22 protein-coding genes and 1 pseudogene are annotated in these 21736 nt (G+C 63.8%); 9 read left to right on the forward strand and 14 right to left on the reverse strand.

Features of this window, described 5'->3' with window-relative positions:
* Window positions 1–182: 182 nt before the first annotated feature.
* Window positions 183–425 (forward strand): type 2 periplasmic-binding domain-containing protein, encoded by a 243-nt coding sequence (locus tag AC5P5W_RS17060; RefSeq protein WP_227863785.1) that lies wholly within the window; start codon window positions 183–185, stop codon window positions 423–425.
* On the opposite strand, the gene AC5P5W_RS17065 is transcribed toward AC5P5W_RS17060, so the two are convergent.
* The 4 genes from AC5P5W_RS17065 to AC5P5W_RS17080 form a co-directional block, all read right to left on the reverse strand.
* Window positions 401–1069, reverse strand: a complete 669-nt coding sequence (locus tag AC5P5W_RS17065) for a carboxymuconolactone decarboxylase family protein (RefSeq protein WP_169411876.1) — start codon at window positions 1067–1069, stop codon at window positions 401–403. The two genes, AC5P5W_RS17060 and AC5P5W_RS17065, sit on opposite strands and share 25 nt — an antisense overlap.
* 106 nt (window positions 1070–1175) lie before the next feature.
* On the reverse strand, window positions 1176–1523 hold the full coding sequence (locus tag AC5P5W_RS17070) for a cyclophilin-like fold protein (RefSeq protein WP_227863783.1): 348 nt from the start codon (window positions 1521–1523) through the stop codon (window positions 1176–1178).
* 134 nt (window positions 1524–1657) lie between these two features.
* Complete coding sequence (locus AC5P5W_RS17075) at window positions 1658–2869, reverse strand: MFS transporter (protein ID WP_180834670.1); 1212 nt, start codon at window positions 2867–2869, stop codon at window positions 1658–1660.
* The gene (locus AC5P5W_RS17080) at window positions 2866–3924 is read right to left on the reverse strand and encodes an alpha/beta hydrolase (RefSeq protein ID WP_169411882.1); all 1059 of its coding nucleotides are present in this window, start codon (window positions 3922–3924) and stop codon (window positions 2866–2868) included. The genes AC5P5W_RS17075 and AC5P5W_RS17080 overlap by 4 nt, the downstream gene beginning before the upstream one ends.
* A 110-nt stretch (window positions 3925–4034) precedes the next feature.
* On the opposite strand from AC5P5W_RS17080, the gene AC5P5W_RS17085 reads away from it, so the two are divergent.
* The 3 genes from AC5P5W_RS17085 to AC5P5W_RS17095 all read left to right on the forward strand — a co-directional run bounded on the left by AC5P5W_RS17085 (window position 4035) and on the right by AC5P5W_RS17095 (window position 7370).
* Window positions 4035–4928 carry a LysR family transcriptional regulator gene (locus AC5P5W_RS17085; protein ID WP_197574189.1) on the forward strand — a complete coding sequence of 298 codons (894 nt, stop codon included), beginning with the start codon at window positions 4035–4037 and terminating at the stop codon, window positions 4926–4928.
* 250 nt (window positions 4929–5178) lie between these two features.
* Complete coding sequence (locus AC5P5W_RS17090; RefSeq protein WP_197574190.1) at window positions 5179–5340, forward strand: hypothetical protein; 162 nt, start codon at window positions 5179–5181, stop codon at window positions 5338–5340.
* Between the two features lie 701 nt (window positions 5341–6041).
* Window positions 6042–7370 (forward strand): S9 family peptidase, encoded by a 1329-nt coding sequence (locus AC5P5W_RS17095; RefSeq protein WP_495221300.1) that lies wholly within the window; start codon window positions 6042–6044, stop codon window positions 7368–7370.
* A gap of 84 nt (window positions 7371–7454) precedes the next feature.
* Here the strand turns inward: AC5P5W_RS17095 and ku are convergent.
* The 6 genes and pseudogenes from ku to AC5P5W_RS17125 form a co-directional block, all read right to left on the reverse strand.
* Window positions 7455–7966: pseudogene (gene ku / locus AC5P5W_RS17100) on the reverse strand (non-homologous end joining protein Ku); the annotation flags it as partial.
* 85 nt (window positions 7967–8051) lie between these two features.
* The gene (locus AC5P5W_RS17105) at window positions 8052–8561 is read right to left on the reverse strand and encodes a DUF892 family protein (RefSeq protein ID WP_197574192.1); all 510 of its coding nucleotides are present in this window, start codon (window positions 8559–8561) and stop codon (window positions 8052–8054) included.
* Between the two features lie 96 nt (window positions 8562–8657).
* Window positions 8658–9575 (reverse strand): FAD-dependent oxidoreductase, encoded by a 918-nt coding sequence (locus tag AC5P5W_RS17110; RefSeq protein ID WP_197574193.1) that lies wholly within the window; start codon window positions 9573–9575, stop codon window positions 8658–8660.
* Between the two features lie 323 nt (window positions 9576–9898).
* On the reverse strand, window positions 9899–10630 hold the full coding sequence (locus tag AC5P5W_RS17115; RefSeq protein ID WP_197574194.1) for a hypothetical protein: 732 nt from the start codon (window positions 10628–10630) through the stop codon (window positions 9899–9901).
* Between the two features lie 79 nt (window positions 10631–10709).
* Window positions 10710–11132, reverse strand: a complete 423-nt coding sequence (locus tag AC5P5W_RS17120; RefSeq protein WP_495221338.1) for a nuclear transport factor 2 family protein — start codon at window positions 11130–11132, stop codon at window positions 10710–10712.
* Window positions 11133–11248: 116 nt separating this feature from the next.
* Window positions 11249–11818, reverse strand: coding sequence for a TetR family transcriptional regulator (locus AC5P5W_RS17125; protein WP_180834668.1), 570 nt, complete (start codon window positions 11816–11818; stop codon window positions 11249–11251).
* A 168-nt stretch (window positions 11819–11986) separates the two neighbouring features.
* Here AC5P5W_RS17125 and AC5P5W_RS17130 point away from each other — a divergent pair, with 168 nt between their 5' ends.
* Window positions 11987–12940: an alpha/beta fold hydrolase gene (locus tag AC5P5W_RS17130; protein ID WP_197574196.1), complete on the forward strand. Its 954-nt coding sequence runs from the start codon at window positions 11987–11989 to the stop codon at window positions 12938–12940.
* Window positions 12941–12994: 54 nt separating this feature from the next.
* Here the strand turns inward: AC5P5W_RS17130 and AC5P5W_RS17135 are convergent, their stop codons facing one another.
* Both AC5P5W_RS17135 and AC5P5W_RS17140 read right to left on the reverse strand, forming a co-directional pair.
* Window positions 12995–14191: an ATP-binding protein gene (locus AC5P5W_RS17135; protein ID WP_197574197.1), complete on the reverse strand. Its 1197-nt coding sequence runs from the start codon at window positions 14189–14191 to the stop codon at window positions 12995–12997.
* Window positions 14192–14245: 54 nt separating this feature from the next.
* A complete protein-coding gene (locus tag AC5P5W_RS17140; RefSeq protein WP_229653766.1) occupies window positions 14246–15145 on the reverse strand; it encodes a GlxA family transcriptional regulator in 900 nt (299 codons plus the stop codon).
* A gap of 155 nt (window positions 15146–15300) precedes the next feature.
* On the opposite strand from AC5P5W_RS17140, the gene AC5P5W_RS17145 reads away from it, so the two are divergent.
* A complete protein-coding gene (locus AC5P5W_RS17145) occupies window positions 15301–16104 on the forward strand; it encodes an SDR family NAD(P)-dependent oxidoreductase (RefSeq protein ID WP_032962419.1) in 804 nt (267 codons plus the stop codon).
* Between the two features lie 59 nt (window positions 16105–16163).
* On the opposite strand, the gene AC5P5W_RS17150 is transcribed toward AC5P5W_RS17145, so the two are convergent.
* On the reverse strand, window positions 16164–18809 hold the full coding sequence (locus AC5P5W_RS17150; RefSeq protein WP_197574198.1) for an excinuclease ABC subunit UvrA: 2646 nt from the start codon (window positions 18807–18809) through the stop codon (window positions 16164–16166).
* A 274-nt stretch (window positions 18810–19083) separates the two neighbouring features.
* Here AC5P5W_RS17150 and AC5P5W_RS17155 point away from each other — a divergent pair, with 274 nt between their 5' ends.
* Complete coding sequence (locus AC5P5W_RS17155) at window positions 19084–19338, forward strand: hypothetical protein (RefSeq protein WP_164076882.1); 255 nt, start codon at window positions 19084–19086, stop codon at window positions 19336–19338.
* Entirely contained in the window at window positions 19335–19757 is a 423-nt protein-coding gene (locus tag AC5P5W_RS17160) for a low affinity iron permease family protein (RefSeq protein ID WP_014647164.1), read from the forward strand. The genes AC5P5W_RS17155 and AC5P5W_RS17160 overlap by 4 nt, the downstream gene beginning before the upstream one ends.
* A 21-nt stretch (window positions 19758–19778) precedes the next feature.
* Here the strand turns inward: AC5P5W_RS17160 and AC5P5W_RS17165 are convergent, their stop codons facing one another.
* Window positions 19779–21272 (reverse strand): FAD-dependent oxidoreductase, encoded by a 1494-nt coding sequence (locus AC5P5W_RS17165; RefSeq protein WP_197574199.1) that lies wholly within the window; start codon window positions 21270–21272, stop codon window positions 19779–19781.
* A gap of 225 nt (window positions 21273–21497) precedes the next feature.
* Here AC5P5W_RS17165 and AC5P5W_RS17170 point away from each other — a divergent pair, with 225 nt between their 5' ends.
* Complete coding sequence (locus tag AC5P5W_RS17170) at window positions 21498–21728, forward strand: hypothetical protein (protein ID WP_014647166.1); 231 nt, start codon at window positions 21498–21500, stop codon at window positions 21726–21728.
* Window positions 21729–21736 lie beyond the last annotated feature (8 nt).

Consider the following 21736-nt stretch of genomic DNA (forward strand, 5'->3'; position numbering starts at 1 on the left):
GGCTGGATGGACGCGCTCACACTACTCAAGGGGCACTATGCCCATCTGCGGGGTACAGGTCTGTGAAGTCGGTCGGAGGCGCGCCGGCATCATTGGCCGAGCCTACTGGCCGGTCATCTTCAACGCCGCCTCTGGCAAGAGTGCGCCACTGACACTGATCTGCGCCACTTCCTCACTGATGCGTGCACATCCGACATCGCCCAAACGGTGCCATCTATGCGTGGGGGTTCGAAGAGAAGGGCAAGGAACTCACCGTGCGCGGCGACGGGCCGTTGGTCTTCAACAGCATGACCCACGTTATCAATGCCGCACTGGATGGCTTGGGCTTGGCAAACGCACCGGAACCGCTGGTGGCCGAGCACATCGCGCAAGGCAAGCCGAAGGAGCATCTTCCCGACCGTCATTCTTTCCGAACCTCAAGCTGACGTTGAATCGCGACGCGAACACGTTCGGCAGCCTCGAGGCTGACGCGCTCCTCAAGTACATCGGCCAGCTCGTATAGCTGCTCTGGCCGCAGGCCGATGTTCATGCTGATTCCAATATGGGACTGCAATTGGGGCTCCACTCCGTACATGGCGGCCAGCATGCTGACCGTAGCCAATTCGCGGCTTTGCCAATCAAGATTGTCGCGCTCGAAGATGTCGCCGAAGAGGTGCGTACGGAGGTATTGATTTGCTTGCGGGGCAAAATCGAACAAAGGCCCTGAGACAGGAGCGCCGGCCAGCTTGGTCTGGTTTGCCGTGCCTGCAGCGAGCAAGGCGTCGCCTGTGGGAATCGGCTTGCGGGGCTCGTGGCCGGCGTCATCCTGGATGCCCTGCTGTCTACGCGCATCCGCCACCTTCATCAGTTCGCCCAGCGCGTTCAGGCTCCGAGGAAACCCCGCATAGGCGTAGAGCTGCACCAGCAGCTCTCGCGTTTCGGCCAAACTTAGCCCCGCATCCAGGCCTTGGTTCAACGCCTGGCGGAGGCCATCCAAGTTGCCGGCCGCTGCGAAGGCGCCGATCGGAATGATGGCTTGCCGGCGCGGATCCAGTTCGGTTGTGGGAGCTTGATTTGATTTGGTGTGCATGATTATTCCTCCGTGTGCGAAAGCCATCTGACCAGGGACGGTAGCCAGCATCGCCGTACCCAGCAGAATGGCGAGATGGCTGAACCCCAAGGTGTGCAGCCAGCCTCTAGAAAGACTCAATGCGGACCTCCATGGGCCCCTCCTTGCGAAGGATCTGCAGCCCTCCTTCGATGCGACCCAGCCTTATGAGACCTTTCGAGTAGCCAAATGGCCTGTGGAAAATCGCCAGGTTTCCCCAAGGTGCATAAAAAGCCATATCGCCTGCCGAGGGCGTGATTCCTTCCGGCTCACCCGCCACGTTTAGATTGCGCGGGAGCTGCGCAATCTTCTCAGTCGCGGCGTAGTCTTCAAGCTGAAGGGTCAGTGGCAACTGGGCGATGAACTCGCGTGCAGGAAGGCTGTCCTCCAGGGTGGCCGACAGCACTTGATCATTGATGATCAGTCGAATTTTCATAGGATGAATCTCCGGGTTGGCCCCAGTACTGGTGGCTGCGACGGCTTGATGATCGGGCGCGACTGAGCATGCCGCTACCGCCCCAAAGCCAACTAGGAGCACGAGCAGCTTCGCCGTTATCGAAGTGAGGCGTGTCATCGCTTCGGAGCCCCTGTGGCAATCGCCGCGGCTGACGTGTGCACCTCTTCAGTCGCGGTGGCGTAGGCAAGCAGCGCGGCAAACAAGAGGATGCCCGCACTCGCCAAGAACGTACTGGCAAAGCCAAGGCTGTCGAACAGCAGTCCGCCGAGGGTGGCGCCCAGCGCAATGGAGCACTGAACCACCGCAACCATCAGCCCGCCGCCAGCCTCGGCATTGTCGGTGAAGGTGCGCGCCAGCCAGCTCCACCAGCCGACCGGCGCGGACGTGGCCAGCAGACCCCACGCCGAGAGCAGTGCGGCGGTCGGCCAAAGGTGGGGCCCGAGTGGAACCAGAGTGACGGCAATCAGCGCCATGAGGGCGGGAAGAATCACCAGCGTGCGGTAGAGCCCGCGCCTGATGAATGCCCCGATGGCAAGTGTGCCCACGAAACCACTCACTCCGATCGCCAGCAGAACCCACGGAACGGCAGATACCCCAGCATGCGTGACACGCTCCAGGAACGGCCGCACGTAGGTGAACAGGGCAAACTGCCCCATGAAGAACGCAGCGCAGGCCATCATGCCCAGTGCCACCACGCGTCGTCGCAACAACACGACGACCCCGCCGCGTGATCGGCCCTCCTCCGCTTCCATGGACGGCAGACAAACCCACTGCCAGGCCAGGGCGACAGCTGCCACGGGCAGAAGACAGAGGAATGCGCCGCGCCATCCGATCATGCTGCCGAGATAGCTGCCCAGTGGTGCCGCAATGACCGTTGCAAGGGCGTTGCCACTGTTGAATATCGCCAAGGCTCGCGGGACCTCGGCCTCCGGTACCAGCCGCATCGCGGTTGCGGCGGACAATGACCAGAAACCGCCGATCACTACGCCGATCAGCGCACGGCCTGTCATGTAGACCGGATAGTTCTGGGCCAGCGCTACCACCAGTCCCGACACCGCCATCAACGCCGTGAGGGACAACAGCAACGTTCGGCGGTTCACGCTACCCGCCAATCGCGAGATAGACAGGCTGGTCAACACCGCAAACACACCCGAAATCGCAATGCCGTAGCCGGCAAGGCCTTCGCTCACGCCCAGGTCTGCTGCCAAGGGAGTGAGCAGACTCACGGGCATGAATTCCGAGGCGATCAACGCGAAGACGCACAGCGTCATTGCGAGCACGCCGCCCCAGTTGGCGCGATGTGCGGGGGCGTCGGTGCGGCTCATTTCCCGGCCAGGCCGCGCTGGAAGAACGTGGCCAGCTTGTCAAAGGGAATTAGCTGGATGCGGTCGTACAGATCCACGTGGCCGGCACCCTTTACCCAGTAGATCTCCTTCGGCTGCCCTGCCCTTCGGTAGGCGTCCTCGCTGAACTCGCGGGAATGCGCGACGTCGCCGGAGACGAAGAGCATTGGTCGGGGCGAGATCGTCTCGATGTCGTTGAAGGGATAGAAGTTCATGAACTTGACCAGGCTGCTGAAGAGCGGCTGGGTTGTCAGTTCGGCCTTGTCACCCTTTGGCGTATAGGCGCCGCGCGGGGTGCGGTAGAAGTCGAAGAACTCACGCTGGATGGCGGGCGTGTCAGCATCGAGGTGGTTCACGGTGCCAGGCACGAACACCGGCGCCCCGCCCTTGAATTCGGCCAGACGCTGATCTGCCGCGGACTGGATCACCGCCTTGCGCTGCTCCAGCGACTGGCCACTGTTCAGCCCCTGCCGTGCCGCCGCACCCATGTCGTACATGCTGACCGTGGCGATGGCCTTGATGCGTGGGTCGATCTTGGCGGCACTGATTACAAAGCTGCCGCTGCCACAGATGCCCAAGCCGCCGATGCGGTCCGGGTCCACAAATGACTGCGTGCTCAGGAAATCCACGGCCGCACTGATGTCGTCCGAATAGATTTCCGGCGCCACCAGGTGTCGCGGTGCGCCGCCACTCTCGCCCCAGAAGGAAAGATCGATCGCCAGCGTGACGAAGCCCTGCTCGGCCAGCTTCTGCGCGTAGAGCTGGGAACTCTGCTCCTTCACTGCGCCCATCGGGTGGCCAACGACCACTGCGGGGGCGCGGCTGCCGTCGGGCAGGCCTTGAGGGCGGTAAAGCGTACCCACCACCTGCATCTCGTACTGGTTGTGGAAGCTCACGCGCTCCCCCTTGACCGTGGGGCTGCGGTAGAAGTTGTCGGATCCATGGCGCGGGGCCGGCACCGGTGCGTCAGCGGCCATGGCCGAAGCTGGAACGTAGAGGCTGGCGAGCAGCGCCAGTAACAGCGTGGTGCGTTTCATGGGCGTATGGCCTCGGTTGGGGACACGGGTCGCCACGATAGGCCCCAGCCCCTATATCGATAAGCCGGTTGAAAGTTGATGCATTACTGAGTTGCGCTCACAATTGACCCATGAGCACCGTGAAGACCCATGACCTGCAAGCGTTCCTGGTAGTGGCGCAGGAGCAGAGTTTCACCAAGGCGGCGGTTCGTCTTGGGGTAACGCCCTCTGCGCTGAGCCATTCGATGCGCCTGCTGGAAGAGCGCCTGGGAATTCGCCTGCTCGCGCGGACCACGCGCAATGTCTCTCCCACTGAAGCGGGCGAGCGCCTGATGCGCTCCATCGCACCACATTTCGAGGCCATCGGTGCCAGCGTGGAGGCGCTGGGTGACCTGCGCGACCGCCCAGCTGGAACGCTACGAATCTCCTGCACGGATGATTCCATGGAGACTATCATCCGTCCGCGGCTTGCCGGATTCCTGGACGCATACCCGGACATTACGCTTGAGTTCTACGTAGATTACGGCTTTACCAATGTGGTGGAGCAGCGCTTCGATGCGGGCATCCGGCTCGGAGAGGCACTGAGCAAGGACATGGTTGCTGTCAGGGTCGGCCCCGATTGGCGTCTGGTCGTGGTGGGCTCACCCGACTACTTCGAGAAGTATCCGAAGCCGAAGAAGCCTGCCGACATTACGCGCCACCGCTGCATCCACATCCGACATCGCCCCAACGGTGCCATCTATGCGTGGGAGTTCGAAGAGAAGGGCAAGGAATTCACCGTGCGCGGCGACGGGCCGTTAGTCTTCAACAGCATGACCCACGTTATCAATGCCGCAGTGGATGGCTTGGGCTTGGCATATGCACCGGAACCGCTGGTGGCCGAGCACATCGCGCAAGGCAGGTTGGTGGCAGTGCTGGACAGGTGGTGCGTCCCGTTCCCCGGCTATCACCTTTACTACCCGAACCGTCGGCAGCCGTCGCCGGCGTTTGCGGCACTGGTTGCGTGGTTGAAGCTGGATAGGTGAAGCGGGCCGCAGTGTAGTTCCCCGTAAGTATCCTGTATGGGCTGGAAATCGGCCCCCGCCTTTTCCCGGTAAACACCCTGATCAGTACTGACCTCTAGTCCCACTGTGACCAATCCGCATCTAGAGCTTGTCAAAGCGACGGGCAAGTCGAGTCACGCTGCGGTGACAGAAGGCACACGCCGCTTCAGGCTGCGCTGGCGCATGTTGAGCCCGCAGCCGAGGATGCTCCTTGGCGCTACCGGAGATCGACATGGCACAGAACAATCAGAACCAGCAGAACCAGCAGAACCAGCAGAACCAGCAGAACCAGGATCAGCGCAATGAGCGCAATGAGCAGAACCAGCAGGAACAGCGCAACGAGCGCAATGAGCAGAACCAGCAGGAACAGCGCGACGAGCGCAATCAGCGCTGAGTTACGCCGGGGGCGGGTCGACTGACCCGCCCTTTCCCAATCTGGTGGAGGGTGCCATGAACTTCTCGATTGATAGTCTCTTCAAGCACCGAAAGGTGCTTTCTTTGTCTTCGCACCACCGAAATGCGGGCCTTGCCTACGTAGTGTCTGCGCCTGACGCTGGGACAGACGACTATCGGTCCTCGCTCTGGTTTACCCCCTCTGCCGGTTCAGTCGCCCCGGTGTTGCTGGCGTCCCAGGGGGGTGTCAGCTCCCCGCAGCTAAGCCCCGACGGTCAATCAATCGCCTTCCTATCCAGCCGCGGCTCCGCCGGTCGCCCAGAACCCCATTTGATTGGCACCACTGGCGGGGAGGCTCAAGCGCTGGCGGGTGTGTCCGAGTTGAATGTATCCAGTCTCCTGCAATGGCACCCCGACGGCCGTCGCCTCCTTGCCTTGGTCTCCCTTCCCCATGCCGAGGACCCCGACGATGATGTCGCGCATGCTCAGCGCCCACTGGTAATCAACCACTTGCCCTGCAAGCTGGATGGAACGGGGTATACAGTCGGCACCCGAACCCATTTGTTCTGCTTGGACGCACAAGGCTGCACGAGGCCGCTTCCCCTGACCGCAGGAGATTACGACGTGCGGTCGGGATCTTGGTCGCCAGACGGACGAACGTTGGCCTATGCACGAACATCTTCTGGTTGCCTTCGTCATCGCGTGAACCTGTGGCTGGTTGGGCCAGAATCGAACCATGGGCAGATCACCGGGGACTTTGCGACTGTGGCCAGCGCGTGCTGGTCACCGGATGGGTCGCGCCTTGCATTTGCCGGCAACAAGCGGGAAGGCGACTCAGCGACGTTTCTCTACATCTGGTCCCACGAGGAAGGCGTGGTTGGCCCCGTCCTGCCCTTCACTTTGGAAGGCATGCAGATTGCGTGGGCTCCCGATGGCCGATCAATTGCCGCCGTGATCACGCATCGAGGCTGCTTTGAAGTGGCCGTTGTCGCTCTCGAATCCGGAGAACACTATTTGCTTCCGGGGCATCAGGACCAGGTTTCAACGATGCATCCATGCGGTGAATCGTTGGTGCTCGGTGGATCTGGTTACACACAGCTGGACGAACTCTACCTCTCAGCGTGGGCACCGGAAGCAGAACGTCGCCGCCTGACTTCGCTCAATACGGAGTTAAGCGCAACCCTGCCGGTGTCCTGCACCCGGCGCTCCTTTGAGGTGCCGAGTGGGAACGGGTCGGCGGAGTCCGTGGACGCCTGGATTCTACAGCCTACAAAGCAGCAGAAGGGCCCGTTACCCCTCTTGGTAGATTTCCATGGCGGCCCCCACAGCGTTGCACTTATGGACTTCGCTGCGCACGTCTACGTTTATCAGGCAGTGGCGGAAGGCTGGACCGTGGTGGCGCCCAATCCGGTCGGTTCAAACGGATACGGCAAGGACTTCGAGAAGCGCCTGATCGGTCGGTGGGGTGAACTGGACCTCCCTCAAGTCGAATCCATCGTTGAGCAACTGCGCCTGGAGGGGATCGCTGGCGAAACGGTGGCCTGTGCAGGGAAATCCTACGGAGGTTTTCTCAGCGCTTGGGCAATATGCCACAGCGACACCTTCTCTGCGGCCGTGGTCAGCGCGCCCGTAGCCAACATGCAGTCACATGCCGGCACCTCAGATTCGGGCTACTACGTCACCCCGTATGCGATGGATGGCCAACCGGACGCGTGCCCTGACCGCTACCGCAGTCTTTCTCCTCTGTCCCATGTGTCGTCCGCCAGAGGGCCAGTACTGTTGCTCAACGGAGCGGAAGATCAGCGTTGCCCCACGGGGCAGTGTGAAGAGCTCATGGCTGGCCTGGCATGTCGATCGAGGCAACCGGTGCAGATGGTCGTATACCCGGGAGGCAACCATTCGTTGGCAGCCACAGGCCGACCCAGCCATCGTCGCGACTACCACCAGCGCATCGTCCGATTCCTAAACCGCGCTCGAAAAGCAGAACAAGAACAGGGGAAGGAAGTGGCCCAGGAGACAGCGTTGACGTAGTCGACCCGCGCCGTTGACGGACTCGGTCTCAGCGGACGGCTATCGTGAGCCAAAGAACAAGCGAAGAGGAATCCATGGGCGCCCCACCAGCTCCTGCGGAAAGCGCAGCAGAATCATCACCAGCGCATCGTCCTCAGGCATCACCGCACAGATGTATTCGCGGGTGCGGATGACTACCCTGGCGATGCCAACCTTGCCCGTTTCCTTTAGGGTGTCTCGCAGAAGCACATAACCTTTTTCGGCCTTCTTGCCGGGCACCAGGATGTAGGGCTTTTCGAAGAGCCGCAGGCCAATGCTCTCGGCGTCGACAAACGCTCTACGTCGATGGATCCGTGCGTCTCGGCCGCGGCTGCAGCGATGTCTTCCTTCTCTATGACGACGTAACTGCCCTTGTCATATTCGAACGCTTTGACGATGTCCTTCCACGGCACCTCTTCGCCGGTCTCAGCATTGACGCGCTCGTATCGGATGGGCTTCTTGTTGCGAGCGTCCAGCATTCGGAAACTGAGGTCCATGCGTCGCTCGCCGGACATCAATGAAACTGGGACATTGAGCAGACCAAACGAGAGGGATCCGCTCCAGATGGGCCTGGGCATGCCAGCCGCCTCCCATCCAAGGGCCTTTCGTTGCAGGCCCGGCCCCGTCGGCCGGGCGTGAACCCAGCCGACGGGACTCAATGGCTCACTTCTTTGCTTCAACGCCAGGGGTGGCATCGCGGACCATGAATTCTTCGGTGACCTCTGGCAGATGGGCCGCCAGCCAGTCGGCCATGGCCTCTTCCTGAACCAGAATCTCTTCACAGACCCTCACGGTTTCCGCATCACCGGCGGTCTTGGCAGCAGCGATAAGCGCCGTGTAGGACGCGATTTCGAAGTGCTCGAAGACGTAGCCGGCCATGGCGCCTTTGACGATCTCATCAGAAGCAGTCATGCCGCCGACGGCCTGACCGAAGGCGGCCATCTTGCCCATCACATCCTTAAGGGCCGACGGGGAACCGCCCAGCCGCTTGATGCAGCCTTCCAGCAGTTCGCGCTGGCCGATGGTCTCTTGGATGTGTTCTTCAATGCGAGCCTTCAGCACCGGGTAGTGCTCGATCCGGGACGCTTGGCCCTTGAGCATGGTTTCCGCCTGCTGCTCCATCGCGTGTGCGTCGCGCAGCCAATCCAACAGGTTCTCTTTGAGCTCTGCCATGGTGATCTCCGTCAGGGAATGGACCTCCACCCTACCGAGGCGCCCATGGCAGCAAGGCGACGCCACCGTGAAGGCATGGCGAACGCCCGTGCTTGCTTAGTCAAGCAACCCCAACAACGAGCGATGCGCCGCCACGCCAGCGAGCGCGCCTTCTCCGATGGCCAGGGCGATGTTGCCTGCGAACCGGGCTGCATCCCCGCAGGCGAACACCCCTTCCACGGTGGTCTGCTTCGCCGAGTCGGTTGAAATGCAGCCCACAGATTCGGTTTCACACCCCAGTTGGTGTGCGATCGGGGAGCTTAGTTTCGTTTCGGGGTGTAAAAAGAGGGCCCGTAGCTTTAGCCGGCGCCCGTCGGCGAGGTCCGCCGTGGCTTCTTCAGAAACGCCGACCAACGGTGTTCGCTCCAAGGCCGCGTCAATGCCGTTAAGCTGATTCTCCAGAGCGTTCAACGCCTCCTCCGTCCGATCCCCCCGGTGGAAGATCATGATTTCCCCCCATTGCTGCAGTGCCTTGGCATGCGCCAATGCATCGTCGTCCGCGGCGACCAGAAGCCCAAGCGACCCTCCGCAGATCTCGTAGCCATGACAGTAGGGGCAATGGAGGACGCTTTTGCCCCACCGATCTTCTAAGCCTGGGACATCCGGGAGCTCATCTGTGACGCCGTACGCCAAGACCAGTCGATCCGCTGACACTGTCTTGCCTGGCGCACAGCTGACGTTGAACCCGGTGCAGATCGAGCCCTGCGCACCCACGGCCTCGTCTGTGATCCAGCGCACGTGGCTGTAGGCTCCAAGTTGATGCCGAGCGGTCCTAAGAAGATCGGCGGGGACGCAGCCATCCCAGCCGAGGCAGCCGTGTGCTCGGCTGGCGGTTCGATTGCGCGGATTGCCATGATCGATGATCGCCACTGATCGACAGGCCCGAGCAAGCTGAAGCGCGGCGAACATGCCAGCGTAACTTCCGCCGATCACGACGGCGTCTACAGGATTGGGAGCGACGGCGTCGTTTTTCATGGGTATACATCTGGGGGCAAGAGTCGTTCCAGTTGCCCTTGACGCCGGCGTATCGATTGAAGCGAGCTGCGTCGCCCACTAGCTCGACCTATTTTCGCGCCGTAACGCCAGATCTTCTCCCGTCGGCGGACCCGAGGAGCTGCTGAAAGACATCGCCGCCCTAACGAACATTGCGTGCTCCTCGCCTATGCCCTCGACGCACGGTAGCAAATATGAATAGGTTTGCCGGAGCCAGTTCTGATGGATCGGGCACGCCGAGCTCTTGCTGGAGAGGTGCCTGATGGGGCACGGTGCGGTATGCAGTAGTCGAGCATGGCTCGACTCTACATCGGCGCTGGCGGCGCGGACTCGGGTTCGTGGATGGAGCCTTCAAGCAGGGCGACGTAGGTATCCAGGCGCGAACGCAGCCCGATCAATAGCCATCCTGTGAGGTATAGCAGTACGAGGGCGTAGATGATGAAAGCCCCCAGCGCGCCAACATCAAAGGCGCTGCTCCAGTCACCCCATCTCCATTGGCGGAACTGCAGATAGAGGGCAATCAAGAGTGGGAATGGCCCAAGGCGCTGCAGCCCTCCGTACATTAATCCCATGCGCTCGATCATGCTGGATCGCAAGTGGCTGACATACTTGAGGCGGCGCTCACGCTCGACTCTGGGAAACTTCCGAAGCTCGGCGATCACCGCTTGCCACTGTGTAAATTCGCCATCCATTTCCTGCGCGTGCGACAGCCGTGGCTGTACGAACTGCCGGAGTCCGCGGCGGGCTGCGAGAAACCCGCCGATGACAAAACCTCCGATTTCCACCGCCAGGCAGACCCTGACCAAAACCAGTGCAGCCGCAAGCGGAAGCCATCGATCAGGCAGCTGGCTACCGAGAATGCCGATGGCGGCCGCCAGTGCGCCCACCCGGAACGCCCACGTCTCCACCCTGCCCGCTTTCGGGTAGATGCTGTGCTCAACCAGCCCCTGCACCCGCTGGTAGAGCCAGTGGAATGTCAGTTCCTGCGAATCGGTCGTTGCCGGCGGATCGACGCCGCCCCCTGCCTGCATGTCCATTGCACCCCTGCCCCGGCCGGCGCAGATGCCGGCCGCCCCATCGTACCTGAGCACGCTTCGGAAGGCGCCTCAGCGGGAATCACATGCCCAGCTCCGACAACCCCGGGTGATCATCCGGGCGACGCCCCAGCGGCCAATGGAACCTGCGGTCGCTCTCCTTGATCGGCAGGTCGTTGATGCACGAGAAGCGGCGCTGCATTAGGCCATCGGCGCCGAATTCCCAGTTTTCGTTGCCATAGGAACGGAACCAGTTGCCGGAGTCGTCGCGCCATTCGTACGCGTAGCGGACAGCAATGCGGTTTTCGGTAAAAGCCCAGAGCTCCTTGATCAGGCGGTACTCGAGTTCCTTGTTCCATTTGCGTGCCAGGAACTGCCGGGCTTCCTCCCGGCCGTTGGTGAATTCGGCACGGTTACGCCACTGGGTGTCGAGCGAATAGGCAAGCGACACCTTGTCGGCATCGCGGGAATTCCAGCCATCCTCGGCAAGACGCACCTTCTGCATGGCCGATTCAAGGGTGAACGGAGGAAGCGGCGGACGGGGCTGTTCTGCGGACACGGGGAGACCTCCAATCGAAATGGATATACGGGTTGCTTCAAAGGATCTGGCGTACCCAGGCGCTAACGCTTGGCCTGTTCCAACAACAGCTTCGCAACGTCCTTCGCGGTGTCTGCGGCGCCGTAATCACCCATCACACGCGACAGGGTGATGGCGCCTTCCATCAGGATCAGCAGCTGACGGGCCAGGTCCGCCGGCTGCTCCACATCCAGTTGTTCGGTAAGTTCCCGCGTGTAATCGAGCAGCTTCTGCTTGTGATTCCGCGCGATTTCCCGGATCGGATCGGCAGGGTCGCCGACCTCCCCTGCGGTATTGATGAAGGCGCAACCGCGATAGCCCTCGGACTGGAACCAGTTCTTGAGCACGGTGAACATGCCGAGGATGCGTGCTTCCGGGCTGTCCGCCTTCTCGCACTCATGCCGGAACCAGGCGAGCCAGCGCACGTCGCGCGCCTTCAATGCAGCGGCGGCCACGTCGTCCTTGTTCTCGAAGTGGCGGTAGATGCTCTTCCGCGCCACGCCCGAGGTCTTCACCAGCAGGTCCATGCCGGTGGCGTGGATCCCGTTCTGGTAGATCAGGGCCTCGGCCGTGGCCAGGATCTTCTGTTGGGTGTCGGTGGTGAGCTTGCTCATGGCTGCAAGGTAGAACGATCGTTCTACTCTGTCAACAGGCGATCGCGAGCGATTGGTGTGCGCACATCCATGCAAGACGATCTATCAAGAAATCCGGACACTTCATCACCCGGACGCCTGATTGCAGGCGCAAAGTACGTCTCACCACCCACCCATGAGAGTTTCCGCATGAACACCTTCGCCCGTACCCTGGCCGTTGCCGCCCTCGCCCTCTCGGTCCAGGCCGGCCTGTCCGCGCAGGCCGCCGAACCGGCCAAGCCGGCTCCGGTCACCGCCATCGCGCGCACTGCCAGCTACATCACCACCGCCGACGGCGTGCAGCTGTACTACAAGGACTGGGGCCCGAAGGACGGCCCGGTCGTGACCTTCAGCCATGGCTGGCCGTTGAATTCGGACAGCTGGGAGTCGCAGATGATCTTCCTGGCCAACCACGGCTACCGCGTCATCGCGCATGACCGTCGCGGTCACGGGCGCTCCAGCCAGCCGTGGGACGGCAACGACATGGATCACTACGCCGATGACCTGGCCACGGTGATCAACACACTGGACCTGCACGATGTGACCCTGGTGGGCTTCTCCACCGGTGGTGGCGAAGTGGCGCGCTACATCGGCCGGCATGGCACCGGCCGGGTCAAGAAGGCCGTGCTGATCAGCTCGGTGCCGCCGTTCATGCTGAAGACCGCCGACAACCCCAACGGCCTGCCGATCGAAGTGTTCGATGGCATCCGCAAGGCGCAGATGGATAACCGCGCGCAGCTGTATCGGGACATTCCGTCGGGCCCGTTCTATGGCTTCAACCGCCCCGGTGCGAAGGTGTCGCAGGGGCTGATCGATGCGTGGTGGGCGCAGGGCATGCAGGGCGGCCACAAGAACACCTACGATTCGATCGCCGCGTTCTCGGCCACCGATTTCCGCGCCGACCTGAAGAAGTTCGATTTCCCCACCCTGGTGATCCACGGTGACGACGACCAGATCGTGCCGATCGATATCTCTGGCCGCCAGTCAGCGAAACTGATCAAGGGCGCCAGGCTGATTGTCTACCCGGGTGCGCCGCATGGCCTGACCGACACCCACAAGGACAAGGTCAACCAGGACCTGCTGACGTTCCTGCAGGAAAAGTGAGTGGCCAGGGCTCCGGCGCGGTGCCGGAGCCCTTCTGTTGCCTGGCGCCCACCTTCATGGACGCGCCGCGGTCGGCATCTGGAATGTGAACACGGTGCCGTCGCTCTCACTCGACTGCACGTCCAGTGTTCCGCCGTGGGACTTGGCAATTTCCGATGCAATGTAGATGCCCAGGCCAAGCCCTGGCCTGGGCAGCTCGCCCTGCTCACGCGAAAACGGGCTGAAAATCGTCCCTAGCCGCTCAGGCGCAATGCAGCCGGCGTTATGCACATCCAGCGTGAGGCGATGGGATGCGGCCTGAACCCTCAGCGTGACTGGGGCGGAGCGCTCGCCGTGCTGGGCTGCGTTGGTCAGCAGGTTGGCCAGCAGCTGCGACAGCCTGCCGGTGTCGCAGACCACGCCACCTTCGATCCGCATCTGGACGTTGATGTCCTGCCGACCGGTAGCGATCGCCACTTCTTCTGCAACCTGTTCAAGCGCCGCCTGCAAGGTGTGGCTTTCCTGGAGCGAGACCGGAATGCCTCCTCCCAGCCGCCCCCTGGCGAAATCAAGCACATCACCGATGAGGCCATCCATCCGGGTGACGCTGGCGGCGATGTGCGCGAGCATCCGCTGCTGGCGCTCGGATGTTGCCTCAAGTTCCAGTGAATCGGCGGCCACGCTGATGGCCTGCAGCGGGCTGCGGAGGTCATGGCCCAGCACCGCGATGAACTGATCGCGCAGATCGGAAACACGCTGTGCCGTTGAAAGGGCTGTCTCTGCCTCCAGCAGCTGATCCTCTTTGTCGAGGTAGTTGCCAACGAGGTCGGCAAGCAGCTCCATGGATCGTTGGACATGCGCCTCATCGAAGTTGCCCGGCGACGAATCAATGGCACACAGGGTGCCGAAGAAACTGCCATCCGGCCGATGGATCGGCACGGAGGCGTAACTCTCCAGCCCATAGATCCTGGGCGTATGGTGTTTGGAATACAGCGGATGTGCACTGGCGTGCGCGAACACCACGGAGGTCGATGACTGCCTGATCTCGTCACATAGGGTGGTTTCGAGGACCAGCTGCCCGCCCGGAACGAGCCCGAACCCCAAGGTGTCCAGGGTGGCGCAGGCGGTCCACGTGGTTTCTGTCACCCTGGCAATCGCGGTGAATCTTGAGCCTGTGATATGGGCGACAGTTTCAAGGATGCGCGGCACTGCTTCAATACGGCCGATCTCAGCGATGTCATTCAGCAGGTGGGGATCGGTCAGTGTGTGCATGTAGTGGCAGTCGGGCGCAGTGGTGCATCATCCCATGAATCCAGCCATGAACACTCAGTCCGCCCCGCCCCGTGCGTTGCGCCGCAGCGATTGCGGCGGCTGGCCGAAGGCGCGCAGGAAGGCACGTCGCATGCGTTCGGTATCACCGAAGCCCGTTTCAGTCGCCACTTCATCCATCGTGTAGCGGCTCTGCTCGATCAACACGCGAGCGGCCTCCACCCGCAGGCCCTCCACTGCCTTGGCGGGGGATTGCCCGGTTTCCTCGCGGAACGCGCGACTGAACTGGCGGGTGCTCAGATGCGCGGCCTGCGCCAGTTCTTCAACCGACAAGGTGGCGCGCAGATTGCGGCGTGCAAAGGTCAGCGCGTTCTGGATGCGATCAGACCGGGCATCCAGCTCGAGCAGCACCGAATGCTGGGACTGCCCGCCTCCGCGCCGATGGTAGATCACCAGCTTCCGGGCCACCGCCCTGCACAGATCCGCACCGAAGTCCTGCTCGATCATGCCAAGCGCCAGGTCCAGCCCCGCGCTCATGCCGGCGGAGGTCCAGATCGGGCCATCGGTGATGAAGATGCGGTCTTCCTCCACCTGCGCGGCGGGAAAGCGCTGCCTGAGCGCACGTGCGTGGAACCAGTGCGTAGTGGCGCGGCGCCCGTCCAGCAACCCCGCTTCGCCGAGAAGGAACGCGCCGGTGCACACCGACGCGGTCCTGCGCGTGCGTGCGGCCGCGTGACGGATCGGATCGATCAGCGCGCCGCTGGACGGGGCTGGCTCCAGCAGGCCGGCCACGATCATGGTATCCAGCGGCTGCTGCGCAAGCGGCGCTGTCTGCATGGCCATGCCAAGCGAGCTGGGCACCAGCCCGCCCTGTTCGGACAGCATGTGCAGATCGTAAAGGCGCGCGCCTTCGGTGGCATTGGCCAGTTCGAAGGCGGACGCCGCGGCGATCGCCATGGTCTGGAATCCGGCGGGCAGGACAAATCCAACACTGAGCATGACGGTTTTTCAGGGGTGGCCGTAAACGAGGTATATACGACATTTACGACACGTACAAGCCGGCCTAGATTTCCCCTGACCCCGGCGACGTTCGCCGGTTCGGACTGACCTCTGTGAACGACCCTACCCATCACGGCACCGCACTCATCACTGGCGCATCGTCCGGCATCGGGGCGATCTATGCTGATCGCCTGGCCCACGCCGGCCATGACCTGATCCTGGTCGCGCGACGCGCCGACCGCCTGCGCCAACTGGCCGAAGCGCTGGCCCGCAGCACCGGCCGCACGGTGGACATCGTCGCCGCGGACCTGACCACCTCCGACGGGCGTGCCGAAGTTGAAAAGGTCATTCAAGGCCGAGCGGATATCCAGGTGCTGGTCAACAATGCCGGTATCGGCGCTACGGCGCCCCTGCTGCAGTCGGATATCGGCGAGATGGAGCGCATGATCACGCTCAACGTGAACGCCGCGATGCGCCTGGCCTATGCTGCAGCGCCGGTGTTTGTGGCACGTGGCCGGGGCACGATCATCAACATCGCCTCCATCGTCGCGCTGGCACCGGAGCTGCTCAACGGGGTCTACGCGGGAAGCAAGGCGTTCGTGCTGGCGTTCTCGCAGTCGCTCCACCATGAGCTGGCCGACAAGGGCGTGCGTGTCCAGGTCGTCCTGCCGGGCGCCACCGCAACCGACTTCTGGCACCTTTCCGGCCTGCCGGTGGAGCACCTGCCACAGGGCATCGTGATGAGCGCCGAAGACATGGTGGACGCGTCCCTGGCCGGGCTGGCGCAGGGTGAACTTGTGACCATTCCCGCGCTTCCGGACATCGCTGAGTGGGACGCCTTCGAGCAGGCACGCAAGGCAATGGCACCGGGCCTTTCGCGTGCGCAGCCGGCGCCGCGCTATGTGAGCGGCGCCTGATCGGCGAACGGCTTGCAGATGCCCGGCGTGGTGGAGTGCGATAGCCGGGGATGACGTCGCTACAGCGCCAGTTCCCTGGCGAGGAACGGCGCCGTCCTGCTGCCCTTGGCGCGGGCCACCTGGCGTGGCGTACCCTTCGCCACGATGGTTCCACCTGCGCCGCCTGCGCCCGGGCCGACGTCAATCACCCAGTCGGCCTGTGCGACAGACCGCATGTCGTGCTCGATCATCACCACGGTGTTTCCCGTGTCCACCAGCCGCTGCAACTGCACCAGCAGCCTGTCTGCGTCCAATGCATGCAGGCCGGTGGTGGGTTCGTCCAGTACGTAGAGCGTGCGGCCGCGTTGGCTGCGCTGCAGCTCGGTCGCCAGCTTGATGCGCTGCGCCTCGCCCCCTGAAAGCTCCGTGGCCGGCTGGCCGAGCCTGAGATAGCCCAGGCCGATCTCGTGCAGCAGCTGCAGCGGCCGCGCGATGGCTTCCTCACCGGCGAAAAATGTCTGTGCCTGGTCGACCGTCATCTGCAGGACTTCGGCAATGTTGCGGCCGTTCCACAACACCTTCAGCGTGGCCTCGTTGTAGCGGGCGCCATGGCAGGCGGGGCATGGCGCATAGACACTGGGCATGAACAGCAGTTCGACGCTTACGAAACCCTCGCCTTCGCAGGTCTCGCACCGGCCCTTGGCCACGTTGAACGAAAAGCGGCCGGCGTCAAAGCGGCGGCGTCGCGCGTCGGGGGTCGCAGCGAACAGCTTGCGCACGTGATCGAACAGGCCGGTATAGGTGGCCAGGTTGGAGCGTGGCGTGCGGCCGATCGGTTTCTGGTCCACCTGCACCACGCGCTGGATGGCGTCCACGGCTCCGGCAAGTCGGCCCCGCGTCGCTTCGATCACGGTTGGCCCGTCCTCGGGCGTGCTGTCGGCGCTGTCGTCCACGGGCTCGTGCCCCAGGTGCAGCAGCATCAGCTCGGGCAGCGCCTGCGCCATCAGGCTGGACTTGCCCGATCCGGAAATGCCGGTCACTGCGGTCAGCACTCCCAGCGGCAGCTGCGCGTCCACGCCCTGCAGGTTGTGGCGGTGGATGCCCTTCAGCTCCAGCCAGCGGTCGGCGCTGCGCTCCCGGCTGGCAGGCGCAGGCACCTGGTCGAACAGGTACCGCGCGGTGCGCGAGTCCTCGATGCGGCGCAGGCCGTCGGGCTCGCCACTGTAGAGAACGCGCCCGCCGTGCTCGCCCGCTTGCGGTCCCACGTCCACCAGCCACTGTGCACGTCGCATCAGTTCCAGATCGTGTTCAACGACGAACACCGAGTTGCCGCCATCGCGCAGCCGGTCCAGCGCGTCGTACAGCGCCTGGCTGTCGGCCGGATGCAGGCCGGCCGAGGGCTCATCGAGCACGTACAGCACACCAAACAACAACGAGCTGAGCTGTGTGGCCAGCCGCAGGCGCTGCAGTTCGCCGGCCGACAGCGTGGGCGTGGCGCGATCCAGCGAGAGATACCCCAGGCCCAGCTCGCGCAGCTGCCGTACCCGCGCCATGACCCCACCCGCCAGTCGCTGCGCGGCCAGGCGTTTCTCCTCCGACAGGGCCGAGGTCAGCCGCACATCGGGCGCGCCCTCGTGGGTCGCACGGCCAGTGGCTGCCCGCTTGGCGCGATCGCGGGGCGTCGCACTCCTGCGGGTGCGTGCGCCGTGGCTGTGTGCACTGAAGTCGCCCTGCGCGATGGGCTCGAGCAGCCCGGCCAGTTGATCCAGCGGCAGCCGCATGAACTCGCCGATGTCCACGCCGGCGAAGGTGACCGAAAGCGCTTCGGGCTTCAGTCGCTTGCCCTTGCAGGCGGGGCACAGCTTGCCTTCCATGTAGCGCGAGACACGCTTGCGCATCAGCGCGCTCTGGGTGTTGGCGAAGGTGTGCAGCACGTAGCGGCGGGCGCCGGTGTAGGTGCCCATGTAACTGGGCTCCAGCTTGCGCTTGAGTGCGGCACGCGTCTCGGCAGGCGTGAAGCCGGCATAGACGGGCACGGTCGGCGTGTCCTCGGTGAACAGGATCCACTCCCGGTCCTTCTTCGGCAGCTTCTTCCACGGCACGTCGATGTCGTAGCCCAGGGTGACCAGGATGTCGCGCAGGTTCTGGCCATGCCAGGCCGGCGGCCAGGAGGCGATGGCGCGCTCGCGGATGCTCAGCGACGGGTCCGGCACCATCAGCGCTTCGGTCACTTCGTAGACGTGGCCCAACCCATGGCAGGTGCTGCAGGCCCCCTGCGGCGTATTGGGCGAGAAGTCCTCGGCGTACAGCATGGGCTGGTGGGCCGGGTACGCGCCTGCACGCGAATACATCATGCGTACCAGGCTGGACAGCGTGGTCACGCTGCCCACCGATGAACGTGCGTTGCTGGCACCGCGCTGCTGCTGCAGGGCCACCGCCGGCGGCAGGCCGTCGATGGCATCCACGTCGGGCACGCCCGCTTGGTCGATCAGGCGGCGCGCATACGGTGCGACGGATTCAAAGTAGCGCCGCTGGGCCTCGGCGAAGACCGTGCCGAACGCCAGCGAGGATTTGCCCGAACCCGATACCCCGGAGAACACCACCAGCGCATTGCGCGGAATGGAGACGTCGACGTTCTTCAGGTTGTGCTCGCGTGCGCCGCGGACCTCGATGCAGCCGCTGGCTGCGGCAGCGCATGACGACTCGCCAAAGGGGGTGTTGGACATCTTCGCGATCCTGCTACCAATGAGTGGAATACATGCATGCGCACACGGGCGGCTATTGTCGCTGCTGCAGGGTGAATGGAGTGAGGGGATGTTGATTGCGTGCAGCGTCGGAACACCAGGTGGCCGACGCCAACCGCGCTATACGGCTGATTGTTAACCTGCATTGGCTGAAGGCTTGACGCCACGTTGCCGCACCCTTGATGCAGCCGCTCACAGTGCGGCTCCTATGCTGGGCCCGCCACTACGGCAGTGGGACCCAACCTGGAGATTCACCATGCAACGCGATCAGAAAGACCTGCCCCACCCGGACCCGGAAGCACAGCGCACCGATCCGGTCAGCCCGCTTCAGGCCAAGCTGCATAACCATCGCAATCATGACGAGGCGTTGCAGGAGACGTTCCCGGCCAGTGACCCGATCTCGCCCTTCGTCGCAGCCCCGACGCCCGACGAGCAGGCCGCGCGTCTGGGTGAGCGGGTCAAACTGCCAGACCGCCGGACGGATGAGGAGGCCGGCGGAGGTGAGCAGTGATCCGGCGCGGCTTTGCGCGCGTCGCGGCGGCCACGGCGCGGTTGTCCGGCAGTCTTGGGGCGTTCGTCGCGGCACTGGGGGTGATCATCGCCTGGGCCGCCAGCGGGCCGGCCTTCCACTTTAATGACACCTGGCAGCTGGTGGTCAACACGGGCACCACCATCGTGACGTTCCTGATGGTATTCCTGATCCAGCATACCCAGAACGCTGACACCGCTGCGCTGCACATCAAGCTGGACGAGCTGATCCGGGTCAGCAAGGACGCCAACCAAGAGCTGCTGAACCTGGAATCGATGGAGCCGGCCCATCTTGAAGAGATACGCCAGCGCTACGAGGCACTGGCGAAGACCGCGGCGGACATCAAGTCCAAGAAGGAGCGCTGCATGCCCTGCGAAGCGGATGCAACCGCCGAAGCCTGAGGTCACCGCTGCGGCGGCGGCCTACAGCGCCGCCGGTGTGAGGCCCTGCCTGGCGGGGCCCTCCAGCAGGGCCCCGGTGGCGGAAAAGCGGCTGCCGTGGCACGGGCAGTCCCATGTGCGTTCATGGCCATTCCATTGGACGACGCACTTGAGGTGCGGGCACAGCGCCGACATTGCGTGCAGCTGGCCATCATCATCGCGGTAGATCGCGGTGCGCTCTCCGCCCACGTCCAGCAGCGCACCGCACCCGCGGCCCAGCTCGCTGGGAGCGCGCGACGACGCGGTTCCAAGGCGATCGCCCACCATGTGCCGCGCAACCGTGGCGTTGGTGCGGGCCCAGCCTGCAGCCGAGCGCAGCGGAGTAAAGCGCATGGGGCTGAGCAGCTGCTCGATCTCGCTGGTCGTTCCCGTGATTCCCTCCGTGATCGCGCGCGCGGCCACGCCCGCCCAGGTCAATCCGTCCGGCCCATAGCCGGTAGCGACCCATACATTGTCGTGCGCGCTGCTGCCGATGTAGGGCAGCTGATCCGCGGCCCGGAACTGCTGCGCGGACCAGCACAGCGGCTCGCCCTGCACGCTGAAGTTGCGACGCGCGTCGGCGACCAGATGCTGGGCCGGATCCATCGCCGGGGTTTCGCCAGTGCGATGTGTCTCCCCGACCAGCACCAGCCAGTCGCGGCCATCAGCGCCATGCACCCCGCGCAGCGAGCGGTGCCGGTCGGCGATCCAGTGAATGCCTGCCGCTGGCGGATTGGCCACCGGTACCGCTACGCCGTATTCGCGGTACACCTCCATTTCGGCCTGCACCAGGTTGAATCCTGCTGGCGAGTGGGTGGCCAGCACAAAGTGCCTGGCATGAATGCGGGCACCAGGGGCCGTCGCCACTCCGGCTGAAGCCTCGATGCGGGTGATCCGGGTCCAGTCGTGGATGCGCACGCGGCCCACCAGATGACGGGCCAGTTCCCTGCAGAACGCCGCCGGATGCAACTGCGCCTGGTCGGGAACGCGGAAAGCGTGGCCCAAGGTGAACGGCAGCCCGGATTGGCGGTGCTCGCAATGCAGGCCAACGCGTTGGTAGGCCTGCAGCTCGCGTTCGAACTGCGCCGTGGCCTCGCGCGAACGCTCCTGCACGCCGTACTGCATGGCCACGCGCTCGAAGCCACAGTGCAGATCGTAGCGGTGGACCAGTGTTTCGATGGAACGCAGCGCGTGTTGCCGCCACTGAACGACACGACGTGCCGTGTCACCGCCCCAACGCGCGATCAGGTCTGCCATCCGGGACACGGGAGCGTAAAGATTGCCGGTTGACATCACCGTGTTGCGCCCGCCGATGGGGCCGGCATCCACCACCACCACATCCAGGCCACTGTCGGCCAAGCGGGCGGCGGTCAACAGGCCGGTCATGCCTGCACCGACCACCAGCACGTCCGCGCGCGTGGTCCCGGCGAGCGGGCGGAAGCCGTGCGGATCGGAATCAGCTGACCATAAGCTGGCGCGCGGGGACGGGTCGGCCATGAAAAGGATCCTTGCAGGTTCATCGGAGAGCCTTCCCTGATACGCCCTGCCGGGTGAAACGACGGTGGCGTGTCCGTGCAGGAAATGCTCACGTGCGTGGCACTGCCGCGGTGAGGATCAAGACGGGGTGAGTGCCGCATGGACACGATGCCAGCGTCGCCTGTGCGAACCGCGACCCTCTGCTTGCAGCGTGATTGCTAACGTGGCTGCATGGAGGGCCAGGCAGTGAGCACGCACCTGGAAATCGACCTGATGATCGCGCAACTGGAGGAAATGCTGCCCACCTGGGCGGCGTTCTATCCCGAGCCGCAGTTCATCCGCATGCTCGCCGAGGCGCTGGACTACATCGCTGCCAGTGCGGACCCGGATGCCCGCCTGTACTGCGTGATGCGCACCGGGCACCTCGATTCGTGCAGCGGCGAGATCCCCTGGGCGGCGCGCTATGGGGGCCGCTAGGCCGATCA

It is taken from the genome of Stenotrophomonas sp. YJH_SMC_123 (assembly GCF_059368215.1).